Annotated in this window: 15 protein-coding genes; 8 read left to right on the plus strand and 7 right to left on the minus strand. The window is 64.6% G+C overall.

Annotation, left to right across the window (positions count from 1 at the left end):
- Nucleotides 1-48: 48 nt before the first annotated feature.
- On the plus strand, nt 49-297 hold the full coding sequence (locus K359_RS0121995; protein ID WP_029081260.1) for a hypothetical protein: 249 nt from the start codon (nt 49-51) through the stop codon (nt 295-297).
- An 11-nt stretch (nt 298-308) separates the two neighbouring features.
- Complete coding sequence (locus K359_RS0122000) at nt 309-1,169, plus strand: sulfite exporter TauE/SafE family protein (RefSeq protein WP_029081261.1); 861 nt, start codon at nt 309-311, stop codon at nt 1,167-1,169.
- Between the two features lie 6 nt (nt 1,170-1,175).
- On the opposite strand, the gene K359_RS0122005 is transcribed toward K359_RS0122000, so the two are convergent.
- Both K359_RS0122005 and K359_RS0122010 read right to left on the minus strand, forming a co-directional pair.
- Nucleotides 1,176-1,673 (minus strand): hypothetical protein, encoded by a 498-nt coding sequence (locus tag K359_RS0122005; protein WP_029081262.1) that lies wholly within the window; start codon nt 1,671-1,673, stop codon nt 1,176-1,178.
- Between the two features lie 26 nt (nt 1,674-1,699).
- A complete protein-coding gene (locus K359_RS0122010; RefSeq protein ID WP_029081263.1) occupies nt 1,700-3,229 on the minus strand; it encodes a malonyl-CoA synthase in 1,530 nt (509 codons plus the stop codon).
- Between the two features lie 87 nt (nt 3,230-3,316).
- Here K359_RS0122010 and K359_RS0122015 point away from each other — a divergent pair, with 87 nt between their 5' ends.
- Complete coding sequence (locus K359_RS0122015) at nt 3,317-4,078, plus strand: SDR family oxidoreductase (protein ID WP_029081264.1); 762 nt, start codon at nt 3,317-3,319, stop codon at nt 4,076-4,078.
- Between the two features lie 183 nt (nt 4,079-4,261).
- Here K359_RS0122015 and K359_RS0122020 read toward each other — a convergent pair whose 3' ends face one another.
- Nucleotides 4,262-5,662, minus strand: coding sequence for an MFS transporter (locus tag K359_RS0122020; RefSeq protein WP_029081265.1), 1,401 nt, complete (start codon nt 5,660-5,662; stop codon nt 4,262-4,264).
- Between the two features lie 329 nt (nt 5,663-5,991).
- Here K359_RS0122020 and K359_RS0122025 point away from each other — a divergent pair, with 329 nt between their 5' ends.
- From K359_RS0122025 to K359_RS0122035, 3 genes are all read left to right on the plus strand, one after another.
- Nucleotides 5,992-6,546, plus strand: a complete 555-nt coding sequence (locus K359_RS0122025) for a fasciclin domain-containing protein (RefSeq protein WP_029081266.1) — start codon at nt 5,992-5,994, stop codon at nt 6,544-6,546.
- Between the two features lie 180 nt (nt 6,547-6,726).
- Nucleotides 6,727-7,359, plus strand: coding sequence for a cytochrome b/b6 domain-containing protein (locus K359_RS0122030; RefSeq protein WP_029081267.1), 633 nt, complete (start codon nt 6,727-6,729; stop codon nt 7,357-7,359).
- Between the two features lie 10 nt (nt 7,360-7,369).
- Nucleotides 7,370-8,155: a molybdopterin-binding protein gene (locus K359_RS0122035; RefSeq protein ID WP_029081268.1), complete on the plus strand. Its 786-nt coding sequence runs from the start codon at nt 7,370-7,372 to the stop codon at nt 8,153-8,155.
- 126 nt (nt 8,156-8,281) lie between these two features.
- Here K359_RS0122035 and K359_RS0122040 read toward each other — a convergent pair whose 3' ends face one another.
- Together K359_RS0122040 and K359_RS57370 are read right to left on the minus strand one after the other, a co-directional pair.
- Nucleotides 8,282-9,460: a YbfB/YjiJ family MFS transporter gene (locus tag K359_RS0122040; RefSeq protein WP_051346285.1), complete on the minus strand. Its 1,179-nt coding sequence runs from the start codon at nt 9,458-9,460 to the stop codon at nt 8,282-8,284.
- 89 nt (nt 9,461-9,549) lie between these two features.
- Nucleotides 9,550-10,413, minus strand: a complete 864-nt coding sequence (locus K359_RS57370; protein WP_051346287.1) for an EamA family transporter — start codon at nt 10,411-10,413, stop codon at nt 9,550-9,552.
- A gap of 259 nt (nt 10,414-10,672) precedes the next feature.
- On the opposite strand from K359_RS57370, the gene leuB reads away from it, so the two are divergent.
- Nucleotides 10,673-11,785, plus strand: a complete 1,113-nt coding sequence (gene leuB / locus K359_RS0122050) for a 3-isopropylmalate dehydrogenase (RefSeq protein ID WP_029081270.1) — start codon at nt 10,673-10,675, stop codon at nt 11,783-11,785.
- A gap of 174 nt (nt 11,786-11,959) precedes the next feature.
- Here leuB and K359_RS0122055 read toward each other — a convergent pair whose 3' ends face one another.
- Both K359_RS0122055 and K359_RS0122060 read right to left on the minus strand, forming a co-directional pair.
- On the minus strand, nt 11,960-12,364 hold the full coding sequence (locus tag K359_RS0122055) for a hypothetical protein (RefSeq protein ID WP_029081271.1): 405 nt from the start codon (nt 12,362-12,364) through the stop codon (nt 11,960-11,962).
- 178 nt (nt 12,365-12,542) lie between these two features.
- Nucleotides 12,543-13,337, minus strand: coding sequence for a hypothetical protein (locus K359_RS0122060; RefSeq protein ID WP_029081272.1), 795 nt, complete (start codon nt 13,335-13,337; stop codon nt 12,543-12,545).
- A 116-nt stretch (nt 13,338-13,453) separates the two neighbouring features.
- On the opposite strand from K359_RS0122060, the gene K359_RS0122065 reads away from it, so the two are divergent.
- Complete coding sequence (locus K359_RS0122065) at nt 13,454-14,488, plus strand: aspartate-semialdehyde dehydrogenase (RefSeq protein ID WP_029081273.1); 1,035 nt, start codon at nt 13,454-13,456, stop codon at nt 14,486-14,488.
- The last annotated feature ends 36 nt before the right edge of the window (nt 14,489-14,524 follow it).

The raw sequence follows: 14,524 nt of genomic DNA on the forward strand, positions 1-14,524 counted from the left end.
ATTTGAGAAGGGTCTAGTCTGCCAGCTCCACGATTTGAGGAGCGCGACATGGCCTCAACTTCCCTCCATCCGAATTCCTTCGAACGGCGCCGAACTGCCGGTCGCGCCAGTGCCGACGATCCGGCCTTCCTGCTTGTCTTCTCGTGCGCCGGACTGCTAGTCGACGTTCTGGCGTTGCTGATGCAGGGCGCAACGCCTTCAAACCCACTCCGCTTTGCTTTGGTTGCGGCGGCTGCTCCGCTGGCAGCGTTGGTCACGTTATGGCTGGCCGACCGCACTGACGCGAACGCCTCCTGACGACGGGAAGGATGATGGCCGGCCTCGATCCCAAGGAACTGCTCGAGCTTGCGCTGCTGCTGATCGCGGTTGGAGCGCTGTGCGGGTTTCTCGCTGGCCTGTTCGGCATCGGCGGCGGCGCGATCCTGGTGCCGGTGTTTTACGAATGCTTTCGCCTCGCCGGCGTGCCGCTCGAGGTGCGGATGCCGCTATGCATCGGCACCTCGCTCGCGATCATCATCCCGACCTCGCTGAGCTCGTTCCGCGCCCACTATCGCCGCGGCGCGGTCGACATGGAGATATTGAAGCGCTGGTGGTTGCCGATCGTGATCGGCGTCGCCGCCGGCAGCGTCACCGCGCGGTTTGCGCCGGAGCGGCTGTTCAAGATCGTGTTCGTGGTGGTGGCGTGGTCGGCGGCAGCGCGATTGCTGCTGGCGCGCGAGACCTGGAAGTTCGGCGACGACGTGCCGAAAGGCTTCCTGATGCGCGTCTACGGCTTCTTCGTCGGCCTGCTGTCGACGCTGATGGGTATCGGCGGCGGCCTGTTCGCCAATCTCTTGATGACCTTCTACGGCCGGCCGATCCATCAGGCGGTTGCGACCTCGTCCGCGCTTGCGGTGCTGATCTCGATCCCCGGCGCGCTGGGCTATGTCTATGCCGGCTGGCCCGCCGCCGCGCGCTTCCCCGACGTCACCGCGCTGCAGCTGCCGTTCGCGCTCGGCTACGTCTCGCTGATCGGCGCGCTGCTGGTGATGCCGACCACACTGGTCACCGCACCGCTCGGCGTGAAGGTGGCGCATGCGCTGTCGAAGCGGGCGCTGGAGATGGCCTTCGGCGCCTATCTCTTCATCGTCGGCGGGCGGTTCGTGATCAGCCTCGTCGGCGGGCACTAGCCGGCGTCAGTCCTTCAACCGGACCTCGCTGTTGCCCCAGTAGCGCATATCGCCGATCCCCTCGATGCGATCCCTATCGGAGAGCACCTTCAATCGCGCCGCGGTCACCTCGTGACTGATAGTCCAGCCAAGCTCCTTGTAACGTTCTTCTGCAATGGTCACGAACCACAGGACCTTCCGCCACCGCGGATTCAAAAGCGACATGATGACCTCGTCGAGCTGATCTTCGGTCACCGACGACGGAAGATTCACCTCGCTCCATGTCAATTCGCTGCAAAGTATGCGTGGCCTCTGTTCCTCTGTGGGTGGCCGCAAGTCCGGATATTGCTCGCAAATCGGAAGGAGAAGCTTGTCCTCGAGGTCCGCAATGACCTCTTGAACCGAACGATGGAATCGGGTCCGTTCCTGCTTGCCGAGCCCTGCAATGGCCATTTCAGCCTTGTACATTGCATCCAAAGCATCGAAGATTTGTAGACAAATCCTCTCGGCATACTCTCGGTTCATCGTTCCCTCGCGAAATCCCGCTTTCTTCAAGCCTTCGAATAGATATCCTTATAAGTATCCCGCAGAATGTTCTTCTGCACCTTGCCCATTGCGTTGCGCGGCAGTTCGTCGACGACGAAGACGCGCTTGGGCATCTTGAATTTGGCGAGCCGCCCGTCGAGCGCCTTCAACACCGAGGCTTCGCTGACATCGGCGCCCTTGCTGCAGACCAGCACGGCGGTGACGCCCTCGCCGAAATCGGCATGCGGCACGCCGATCACGGCGGATTCGATCACGCCGGGCATGGCGTCGATCTCGCTCTCGATCTCCTTCGGATAGACGTTGAAGCCGCCGGAGATCACGAGATCCTTGCCGCGGCCGAGGATGTGGACGTATCCCTTGCCGTCGATCTTGCCGAGATCGCCGGTGATGAAGAAGCCGTCGCCGCGGAATTCGGCTTTTGTTTTTTCCGGCATCCGCCAGTAACCCTGGAACACGTTCGGGCCCTTGACCTCGATCATGCCGATGGTGTCGGGCGCGAGCTCCTTGCCGGTCTCGGGATCGGTGACCCGCACCGAGACGCCGGGCAGCGCGAAACCGACCGCGCCGGGCACGCGGTCGCCGTCATAGGGGTTGGAGGTGTTCATGTTGGTTTCGGTCATGCCGTAGCGCTCGAGCACGGCATGGCCGGTGCGCTCCGACCATTCGCGATGGGTGTCGGCGAGCAGCGGCGCAGAGCCCGAGATGAACAGCCGCATGTGCTTCGTCGCGTCCTTGTTCAGGCCGGGATTCTGCAACAGGCGGGTGTAGAAGGTCGGCACGCCCATCATCACGGTCGCGCGCGCCATCAGCTTGATGATCAGGTCCGGATCGAACTTCGGCAGGAAGATCATCGAGGCGCGCGAGAACAGCGTCACGTTGCTCGCTACGAACAGGCCGTGGGTGTGATAGATCGGCAGCGCGTGGATCAGCACGTCCTTGTCGGTGAAGCGCCAGTAGTCGACCAGCGAGTAGGAGTTCGACGCCAGATTGTCGTGCGACAGCATCGCGCCCTTGGAGCGGCCGGTGGTGCCCGACGTGTAGAGGATCGCGGCGAGGTCGTCATTGCCGCGCGGCACGGTAGCGAAGTCGTTACGAGCCTTGTCGGCGGCTTCGGTCAGCGAGCCCTTGCCGCTGGCATCCAGCGTCTCGACCTTCGCGCTCACCTTGGCGGCGGTCGCCGTGATGCCTTCCGGCTTGGTGGGATCGCAGACCACCAACGCCGGCTCGGCATCGCTGATGAAATATTCGAGCTCGTTCAGCGTGTAGGCGGTGTTGAGCGGCAGGTAGACGCCGCCAGCGCGCACGGTGGCAAGATAGAGCACCAGGGCCGAGACCGATTTCTCGGTCTGCGCCGCGACGCGGTCGCCTGGCTTGACGCCGCGCTCAACCAGCACGTTCGCCATCTGGCCGGCCCGCGCGATCAGATCGCCATAGGAAATGCGGCTGCCGTCGAGCTGCTCGATCGCCAGTCGGTTGGGGTTGTCGAGGCCGTCGAACAGGCGGGAAAACAGGTTGGCGTTGGTGGTCGTGTTCATGCAAACATTCCCCGAGGGGCGAAAGAGCCGGAAAGGTCTGGCTGGATTAGCAAAAACGCCCTTCGGAAAGCAACGGAGACAGTTTGCATGACAAATAATGGGAAACGCGTGGCCTGGGTCACCGGCGGCGGCACCGGAATCGGCGAATCCGGGGCGGAATTCCTGGCTGCGGACGGCTGGACGGTCGTGGTCTCCGGCCGCCGCAAGGAAGAGCTCGACCGCGTGGTGGCCAACATCACGAACAAGGGCGGCAAGGCCGAGGCGATCCCGCTCGACGTCAGCAACAAGGCCGACGTCAACAAGGCGGCCGAAGCGATCGTCGCCAAACACGGCCGCATCGACCTCCTGGTCAACAGCGCCGGCATCAATGTGCCGAAGCGCAGCTGGGCCGACATGGAGCTGGAAGGCTGGGACAAGCTCGTCGAGGTCAATCTCAACGGCGTGCTCTACTGCATGCGCGCGGTGCTGCCGACGATGCGCAAGCAGCAGGACGGCTGCATCATCAACGTCGCCTCCTGGGCCGGCCGTCACGTCTCGAAAATGCCGGGCCCGGCCTACACCACGACCAAGCACGCAGTGCTGGCGCTGACCCATTCCTTCAACATGGACGAATGCGTCAACGGCCTGCGCGCCTGCTGCCTGTCGCCCGGAGAGGTCGCAACGCCGATCCTAAAGCAGCGGCCGGTGGTGCCGAGCGAAGCCGAGCAGGCCAAGATGCTGCAGCCGGAGGATTGCGGCCGCACCATCGCCTTCGTCGCCAGCATGCCGCCGCGGGTCTGCATGAACGAGATCCTGATCAGCCCGACGCACAACCGCGGATTCATCCAGACGCCGGCGAACAGGGATTAGGCCCAACTTTTAACGGGTCGTCCCTGCCTAGTGCGCAATTGCGCACGGGAGCAGGGACCCATAACCACAGGGTCGGATTGTTGGGCACGCTGTGGCTCCAGCGATGCCTGATAATGGCCATTCGTGGTTATGGGTCCCGGCTCGCGCCTCGCTTGGCCGGGACGACGGCGTGGACGGTCTACGTCACTCGATGATCTCGTTCAGCTCCTTGCCGGAATGCTCGGGCACCCACAGGAAGACACCGACCGCCATCGCGATCATCAGCACCGGGATGCAGAGGAACGCCAGCGCGAACGAGCCGGTGTGCTGCTGGAGCGCGATGGACACGAACGGGAACAGCACGAAGCCGACGAAGTAAGCGATCGCCCACACCACGCCGTTGGCGGCGCCGCGGATGCGGGTCGGGAAGATTTCCGCGGTCAGGGTCGTGCTCGGTCCCCAGAAGCCGAGGAAGCCGAGGCACCAGAGAAGCCCGAACGTCCAGAGCAGGACGCGGTCCTCGGAATAGACCCACAGCGTCATGAAGATCGCGCCCTCGATCAAGGTGATGATGAAGGCGCGCCGGCGGCCGATCTTGTCGATCAGCCAGCCGACCAGGCACAGTCCGAGGAAGCCGCAAAGGCCGTAGAACACGTAGAACAGGCTGTATTCCGTCGTCGACCAATGCTTCTCGGTCGATAGGTACAGCGGCATCCAGGCGCCGACCGTGCCGTAGATGCAGGTGCTGGCGCAGGCAACGAACAGCGCAACCAGCGTTGCGGGCAGCACGTCGGGCAGGAACACCTGGCGGATGCCGACCGACTTGGCCTTGCCGAACCAGGCGCCATCGTCGGCGCTGACCGTGCCGCCGCGCGCCAGCGTCTCCGAGATGCGCCGCTTGCGGTCCTGCGCGCGCACCCAATAGGGCGATTCCGGGCAGGTGGAGCGGATATAGATCGCCAGCAGCGCGATCACGCCGGGCACCATGACTGCGACACGCCAGCCGAAATTGGCGGCGACCAGCCCGGTGATCGCGCCGGCCAGCGTGGCACCGAGGCACCAGGCCGAGCGCGTGATGGTGATCACCCGCCCGCGCAGCCGCGCCGGCCAGGTTTCGGCCACCAGCATCGAGCCGAGCGACCATTCGCCGTTGAGCGCGAAGAACAGGAACGAGCGCGCGATGACAAAGACCGCGAAGGTCGGCGACAGCGCCGCGACCGGCATCAACAGCGAGAACAGCGCGATGTTGACGGCGAGCAGCGTGCGCCGGCCAAACCGGTCCGCCAGCCATGGCCAGAAATAGAGGCCGGCGATGCCGACGAACAGCGCGATCTGCATGCCGGAGCGATATTCCGGCAGGCTCAGCGAAAATTCCTTGATCACCATCGGCGAGACCAGCGCGAAGATCACGCCGTCCATGCCGTCAAAGCCCCAGCCGAGCGCGTTGGCGGTGGCGATGTGCCAATGCGTTTTCGTCACCTCCGTGCCGCCGGCGACCGCGCGGTAATTGGCAAATTGCAGGTGCTTCTGCTCGAGCGGTCCGATGTCGCTGCTGGCCTCGTTCGCCGCAGGCGCGGCGTGGCCATCAGCCGTGATGCTGCTCATGATCGTCCTCCCCACACCCGCCTGGCTAGCGAAGCTACGCTGCAATCTCAGGCTGAACCAATCAGGCAATGGCGGCAAGCAAATTGCTCGCGGCGGCGCACCCGTCAATTCCGCTGAATGGAACGGTCGACAAGCTGCGCGACGCGCCGCGGGTACGCAGCGCGCCGCAGCCGGTTTCAGGAATCACAAAGAATTATTTCCGGAAACCGTCCCGAAAACCTGCCGTAGCTCGGGCAACGACGACGCAGACACCGAACAACACGCGCCGTTGTTGCCCCTTCATCGCCGGCGATGCCTCGCCGGTCGGATACCTCATCGGGAGACGAACCATGTCGAAGCGTATTGCCTATCTCGCTGCCGCTGCCTTCAGCGCGCTCGCGATCACCGCCACTGTCGTGGCGCCGGTCCGCGCCGAGGAAAAGACCGTGATGGTCGGCGGCGCCGCGATGTTCCCGTCCAAGAACATCGTCCAGAACGCCGTCAATTCGAAGGACCACACCACCCTCGTCGCCGCGGTGAAGGCCGCGGGCCTGGTCAGCACGCTGGAAAGCAAGGGCCCGTTCACAGTGTTCGCGCCGACCAATGCCGCGTTCGGCAAGCTGCCGGCCGGAACCGTCGACAGCCTCGTCAAGCCGGAGAACAAGGCGACGCTGACCAAGATCCTCACCTACCATGTGGTGCCCGGCAAGCTCGAGGCCTCCGACCTCACCGACGGCAAGAAGCTGAAGACCGCGGAGGGCGAGGAACTCACCGTGAAGAAGCAGGACGGCAAGGTCTGGATCGTCGATGCCAAGGGCGGCACCTCGATGGTGACGATTTCCAACGTCAACCAGTCGAACGGCGTCATCCATGTGGTCGACACCGTGCTGATGCCGGCGACGTAACACCCGGCGGCCTGATTTAGTCCCTGAACGCCCCACGAAACAGCGAGCCGGAGCCTCGCCCCGGCTCGCATTTTTGTGACCAGATGGGGCGGCCTATATCAAACTGAGTAGGCGCGACCCTGTAACGGAACCCCGGTTCCCGGCGTATAAGCCGGTAACGACCACGAGCAGAGATATGCCATGACGAGCCTTGCCGTCAGCGACCACCCGGCAGAGACCGCAACGCCGGCGAAGGTGATCCAGCCGGTCTGGGTGCGGATGGTGCACTGGATCAACGCCTTCGCGATGATCCTGATGATCATGTCCGGCTGGCAGATCTACAACGCCTCGCCGCTGTTCGGCTTCACCTTCTCGCGGAGCATCACGCTCGGCGGCTGGCTTGGCGGCGCGCTGCTCTGGCACTTCGCCGCGATGTGGCTCTTGATGGTCAACGGCCTGATCTATCTGGCGCTCGGTTTCGCCACCGGCCGCTTCCGCAAGAAGCTGCTGCCGATCACCCCCGGCGGCGTGATCTCCGATACCAAGGCGGCGCTGACCTTCAAGCTGTCGCATGACGATCTCAGCAAGTACAATTCGGTGCAGAAGCTGCTCTATACCGGCATCATCATCGTCGGCGTCGTCATCGTGCTGTCCGGCCTGTCGATGTGGAAGCCGGTGCAATTGCATTGGCTGGTGACGCTGTTCGGCGGCTACGACTTCGCCCGTTATGTTCATTTCACCTGCATGGCGCTGATCGTCGCCTTCCTGGTGATCCACGTCGCGCTCGCACTGCTGGTGCCGAAGAGCCTGCGCGCCATGATCATCGGTCGTTAGGGAGAGTGTCATGGGTCGCTTGCGCAAACTCCTGATCCCCGGTGTCGACAAGAAGCTGCTGGTGCGCGACGCAGTGAAGACGATGCCGGAGCTGACGCGCCGCCGTTTCATCACGGCGGGGACCAGCCTCGGCGCGCTGACGCTGCTGACCGGCTGCGACGTGGTCGATTCGTCGTCGGCGGAGGAACTGCTGAAGAGGGTCTCGAAGTTCAACGACGCGGTGCAGGCCTGGATGTTCAATCCGGATGCGCTGGCGCCGACGTATCCCGAGAGCATGATCACCAAGCCGTTCCCGTTCAATGCCTATTACGATCTCGACGATGCGCCCGAGGTCGCGGGCGCGGACTGGAAGCTCGAGGTGCGTGGCCTGGTTGAAAACAAGAAGTCGTGGACGCTGAACGAATTGTACAAGCTGCCGCAGGTCAAGCAGGTGACGCGCCATATCTGCGTCGAGGGCTGGAGCGCGATCGGCAGCTGGACCGGCACGCCGCTGCGCGATTTCCTCAAGATCATCGGCGCCGACACGCGCGCCAAATATGTCTGGTTCCAGTGCGCCGACAAGGACGGCTACAATTCACCTTTGGACATGCGCACGGCGCTGCATCCGCAGACCCAGATGACCTTCAAATTCGGCGACGAGATCCTGCCGCGCGCCTATGGCTTTCCGATGAAGATCCGGGTGCCCACAAAACTCGGCTTCAAGAACCCGAAATACGTGCTGTCGATGGAAGTCACCAACGACTACAAGGGCGGCTACTGGGAAGACCAGGGCTACAATTCGTTCAGCGGGAGCTAGCCGTCGTCCCGGCGGAGGCCGGGACCCATACTCCGCGGCCGAAGGAATAGGCATGCGGGGAGACGCTTCCTTCCATCACAACCACTTGTGGTTATGGGTCCCGGCTTTCGCCGGGACGACGGAGGATTACGGCCCCACCTTCCGCTGAAACGCCGACAGCAGCGCGCCGAGCGCGAGCATCGCGGCCGAGACGTTCAGTGCAAATGACAGGCTGCCGACGGCATCCGTGATGGCGCCGACCACGATCGGCCCGAGCGTCTGCCCGATGCCGAAGGCGATGGTCATCGCCGCAATCGCGGTCGGCCAGGCCTGCGGCGGGTAGTTGAAGCGTACGAAGGCGGTGGTCGACCCCACCACCGCGAAGAAGGCGACGCCGAACACCAGCGCGGAAATCGCAAGCAGCAGCGGCGAATGCCCGAAGATCGGTAGAGCCGCGCCGAGCGCGTTGACGCCGAGGATGATGGTGGTGGCGATCCCGCCGCGGTCGAGCGCCAGCACCCGCCGCCAGAACCAGGGCGTCACGAACGCGCTGACGCCGATCAGGCTCCAGAACGCGCTCTGTGCGACCGCGCCGCCGCCGCCGTCGCGGACATAGGCGATCATGAAGGTCATGTAGGCGATGTAGCCGGCGCCGAACAGGAAATAGGCGGCGAGGTAGATCAGGACCGGCATGATCGCGAATTTGGTCCGCACGATGCCGGCGGCGGCTGCATTGCCGTGGAATGGCGCAAGCAGCAGCGGCACGGTCATGATCGCCGAGAGCAGGGTCATTGCCCACCACACGATCCACCAGGAGCCCGCGCCAAAGCCCTGCAACACGAAGGGCGCGATCAGGCCGGAGGCCAGGATGCCGACGCCCGGCCCGGCATAGAACAGGCTGAGCAGGAAGTTCGCGCGCTCCGGCCGCGATTGCGCGATCGTCGCCGCGAGCGCGCCGCCGCCGACGAAGCCGATTGCGGCGGCGAAGCCGACCAGCAGGCGGGCAAAGCTCAGCACGGCGAAATTGCCGGAGATGGCGCAGAGCGCCAGCGACAGCGCGCAGGCCAGCGTCGACCAGCGCACCGATGTGGCAAGCCCGAAGCGCTGGATCAGGCGCGAGGCGAACAGTGCGCCGACCAGATAGCCGGCGGCATTGATCGTGTTCATGAAGCCGGCGGCCGAATAGGACCAGGCCAGCGAGTCGCGCATGTCGGGCAGCACCAGCGAATAGGCAAAGCGGCCGATGCCGAGACCGACCGTCGGTGCGAGCGACAGAATCAGAATCAGCCGCGCGGGATGCGGATAGGACGGGGCGGGGGCTCTCACAATTCACTCCGGCAATGCGGCCATTGTGGCAGGCCGCAGCGGCGCTGCCCAGCGCCGCTGGCCGCAACACAGTCTTGCGTATCAGGCAATCAGGCGATCAGGACCAGCGCGACGCCGATTACGGTGAGCAGGGTTCCGGCGACGATCCGCGCGGTGATCTCGACATGCTTGAGCAGCATCGCGCTCAGCGCCACGGTGACCAGCGGGTAGATCGCAGCGAGCGGCGCCACCAGCGTGATCGGGCCGTTGCGGACTGCGGCGAACAGGCTGAGCGCACTGAGCCCGTTGCTGATGCCGGTCAATGCGAACCAGAACCGGCCCTCGCGCGGTGCCTGCACCGTGAAGCTGCCCTTGCGGATCCGCTGCACGGTCAGCACCACCAGCGAGGACATGATGTAGCCGATCAGGCAGGCCCAGAGCGGGCTCGGCCAGATCGCAAGCCCGAGCTTTGCAATCGGGGGCACGATGCCGCGCACCAGCGCGCTGGCGAGCGGCAGCAGCAGCGCCCAGCTGCGCCAATGGCCGAGGTCGCGCGGCCGGGTCACGGTGATCACAGCCGCCCCCGCCACCGCGACCACGAGGCCGAGGAGCTGCTGCGGCTCGAGCGGCTCGTGCAGCAGCACCACGGCGGCGGTGACCGCAAACAGCGGCGCCAGATTGCCCAATGTCGAGGTGATGACCGGCCCGAGCGCCCGGTTCGACGCGAAGGTCAGGAGCGTCAGCGAGGCCGGGAAGAACAGGCCGATCGCCATGAAGATCGGCAGGCCGCGCCACACCACCGGTTCGCCATGCAGGATCAGCGGCGACAGCAAGAGGAACAGCAAAGTGAAGGACGGCACGCTGATCGCGGCGCCCGACAGCGGCTCGACGGTGCGCAAGCCAAGCTGCGCGAGCACGACGCCTGCGCCCAAGAAAATGGCCGAGGCGAAGGCGTAGACGATGGCTGCGGTCATGAGGTCCGTCTTGTTGGCTTCTTGGGGCGCGGTTGGCTCTGTGCGGCCATTTTGGCCCTGTCCGAGGCGCCTTGCCAATCCGCCCGGGGCGTTTTAGCACTCCGCCCGGATTTCCCCGCTCGTCATGCCCGGGCTTGACCCGGGCATCCATCTTCAAGGCTTCTTCGAAGCGGGATGGATTGCCGGGTCATTTGTGCGAGGACGCGCTTCGCGCTCTTGCCCGGCAATGACAACAAACAGTTAGCTCGAGGTAACGACCATGGCGACCCATAAACTGCTGCTTCTCCCCGGCGACGGCATCGGCCCCGAAGTGATGGCCGAGGTGCAACGCGTGATCGACTGGTTGAATGCGCAGGGCATCGCCAGGTTCGAGACCGAGCAGGGGCTGGTCGGCGGCTCCGCCTATGACGCCCACAAGGTGTCGATCTCCGAGGGCGACATGGCCAAGGCCGCCGCGGCCGACGCTGTGATCTTCGGCGCGGTCGGCGGTCCGAAGTGGGACAGCGTGCCCTACGAAGTCCGCCCCGAGGCCGGCCTGCTGCGGCTGCGCAAGGATCTCGGCCTGTTCGCCAACCTGCGTCCGGCGGTGTGCTACCCAGCGCTGGCGGATGCCTCGAGCCTCAAGCGCGAGGCGGTCGAGGGTCTCGACATCATGATCGTCCGCGAGCTCACCGGCGGCGTCTATTTCGGCGAGCCGAAGACCATCACCGATCTCGGCAACGGCCAGAAGCGCGCGGTCGACACCCAGGTCTACGACACCTACGAGATCGAGCGCATCGGCCGCGTCGCCTTCGATCTGGCGCGCAAGCGCCGCAACAAGGTGACGTCGATGGAGAAGCGCAACGTCATGAAGTCGGGCGTGCTCTGGAACGAGGTCATGACCCAGGTGCATGCGCGTGAATACAAGGACGTCACGCTGGAGCATCAGCTCGCCGATTCCGGCGGCATGAACCTGGTGAAGGCGCCGAAGCAGTTCGACGTCATCGTCACCGACAATCTGTTCGGCGACATGCTGTCTGACATCGCGGCGATGCTGACCGGTTCGCTCGGCATGCTGCCGTCGGCCTCGCTCGGCGAGGTCGATTCCAAGACCAAGAAGCGCCGCTCGCTGTTCGAGCCGGTGCACGGCTCGGCGCCCGATATCGCGGGCAAGGGCCTCGCCAACCCGATCGCGATGATCTCGTCGTTCGGGATGGCGCTGCGCTATTCCTTCGACATGGGCGATCTCGCCGACAAGGTCGATGCCGCGATCGCGGCCGTGCTCGCCAGCGGCCTGCGCACCGCCGACATCAAGTCGGAAGGCACCACGTCGGTCAGCACGACGCAGATGGGCGAAGCGATCCTGAAGGAATTGCAGAAGCTGCATGCGTGACGGCTCTGCCGTCATTCCGGGGCGCGTCAAAGACGCGAACCCGGAATCTCGAGATTCCCCGATGCGCAATCGCGCATCTGGGGTCTGGTCCTTCGGACCATCCCGGAATGACGGACAAACAAAAAATGCCCGGCCGGAGCCGGGCATTTTCGTATCCGCTGCTTGCCGAAATTCTCAGTACAGCGGGAAATTCCGCGGATAGCCGCCGAGGTCGGCCGGCGGGCTGAGCGGCTGGCGATCGATCGGACGGTTGTTGTTCTCGCGCGCGAACGACGGATAGCCGATCTCCGGCGGATAGGCGTAGTCGTTGAACTTGCGGTCGCCCGGCAGCACTTCGGTGCCGGCGTCCAGCCACGAGCGCGTGGTGACGTAGACGCGGGTGCGCGGACCCTGCTGATAGACGCGGTTCGGACCCTGCTGGCCGTAATAGCGGCGGCCGTCGCGGTCATACTGCTCTTGCTGCTGGCGCTTGCTCGGGCTCTGCGCGCTGGCTGCGGTCACACTGAGCGCGGTTGCGGTGACGGCAGCCGCGGCAAGCAACACCACGAGCTTGTTCGCGGCAGGGAATTTCAAGGTCATCGCATCCTCGTCATTACGGCCCCGTCGGGGGGCTGGCGCGTCCGCCAAAATCACTCGGAACATATTGTAGCCTTGGTGGGAAGCCCGTCACTAGGTCAATTGCGCCACACCGGCCCAGATAATGCAGCCGGTAGAGCAAAAGTTTCATGTAAACCAGTGTCTTGCCACGGTCTTGCCATCAAAGGGCGCCGCGCAGAAGCGGGTTCTTGCTGCCCATCACCCAGTCGGCCGACAGGGCCGGCGGGCCGGAGGTAACGCAGTCGGTGCGGCGCAGCTCGGCATGCGCGAACAGCGCAGCGAGCCGCAGGTCATTGCCGGCGGCCAGCAGGGTCAGGCGGTTCAGCATGCAGACGATCGCGGCGCGCTGGGCCGGCAGGCTGGCGCCCTGGCAGGTCCAGCCGGAGATGCGCAAATCGGGCGCGTCGGCCTGCTTGAGGAAGCCAAGGCAACTGCGGCTGCCGTCCTGCCGCGCCGGGCGCAGCAAGGTGACGCTGCCGAACTTGCTGTCGACGATGCCGGCGGCCTCGAGCTCGCGGACGCCGCCCGGGTCGAGCCGCCCGGCGATCTCGGTGACCGCGGGTCCCATGGACTCGCCGCCGGGACGGTAGATTTCCAGCTCGGCTGCCGGCGCGCCACTGGCGTCGGCCCAGCGGAAGACGTCTTTGCGACCGCCCTCGGGGTGCCGGAAGATTTCATAAGCCTCTGTTTTATCTCGCGGATCTTGCCGGCTGATGGCAAAAGCCGGCGTCGAGCGACCGGCCAGGCTCCAGCCCGCGACGGCGGGGGCAGCCATCGCCGTTGCGTCCGGCAGTTGCTTCCATAGATAGTTGCCGAGGACGGCGAACAGCGCGAGCACGGCGACATAGGCGAACAGCCGGGAGAGCGTGGCGTAAACCTCGTCGACGAAACTCGTCAGTGCGGATGGAGTTCTCGTATGATGGGGTACGGCCGGACCGGCCTGAAAGAAACGCATCAAAACGCTCAAAAGCTACGCAACGTTGTCTTGACGGGGTTTCTCGCATAGAAGCGCTGCCTCTTCCCTTTCCGCTGCCAGCGGGGGAACGGGCATTTTTCGTCGGAGAGTGAACGATGGGTTACAAAGTCGCGGTGGTCGGAGCGACCGGCAATGTCGGGCGCGAAATGCTCAACATTCTCGACGAGCGCAAATTCCCCGCCGACGAGGTCGTCGTGCTGGCCTCGCGCCGCAGCGTCGGCGTCGAGGTCTCCTATGGCGACCGCACGCTGAAGGTGAAGGCGCTCGAGCATTATGATTTCTCCGACGTCGACATCTGCCTGATGTCGGCCGGCGGCTCGGTCTCCAAGGAATGGTCGCCCAGGATCGGCGCCGCCGGCGCGGTCGTGATCGACAATTCCTCGGCCTGGCGCATGGACCCGGACGTGCCGCTGATCGTGCCGGAGGTGAACGCGGATGCCGCCGCCGGCTTCACCAAGAAGAACATCATCGCCAACCCGAACTGCTCGACCGCGCAGCTCGTGGTCGCGCTGAAGCCGCTGCACGACAAGGCGACGATCACCCGCGTCGTGGTCGCGACCTATCAATCGGTGTCGGGCGCCGGCAAGGATGCGATGGACGAACTGTTCACGCAGACCAAGGCCGTCTACACCAATGACGAGCTGATCAATAAGAAGTTTCCGAAGCGCATCGCCTTCAACATCATTCCCCAGATCGACGTCTTCATGGAAGACGGCTTCACCAAGGAAGAGTGGAAGATGATGGCGGAGACCAAGAAGATCCTTGATCCCAAGATCAAGCTGACCGCGACCTGCGTGCGCGTGCCAGTCTTCGTCAGCCACTCCGAGGCCGTCAATGTCGAGTTCGCCAACCCGATCACGGCCGACGAGGCGCGCAACATCCTGCGCAATGCGCCGGGGTGCCTCGTGATCGACAAGCACGAGCCGGGCGGCTACGTCACGCCCTATGAGGCCGCCGGCGAGGACGCGACCTATATCAGCCGCATCCGCGAGGACGCGACGGTGGAGAACGGCCTGTCGTTCTGGTGCGTCTCGGACAATCTGCGCAAGGGTGCCGCGCTGAACGCGATCCAGATCGCCGAAGTCCTGATCAACCGCAAGCTGATCACCGCCAAGAAGAAGGCGGCGTAACAGCGAAACGCGGGATACGGGTCAGGAAGCGCGAGG

The organism is Bradyrhizobium sp. th-b2 (assembly GCF_000426785.1).
GTDB lineage: Bacteria > Pseudomonadota > Alphaproteobacteria > Rhizobiales > Xanthobacteraceae > Bradyrhizobium > Bradyrhizobium septentrionale.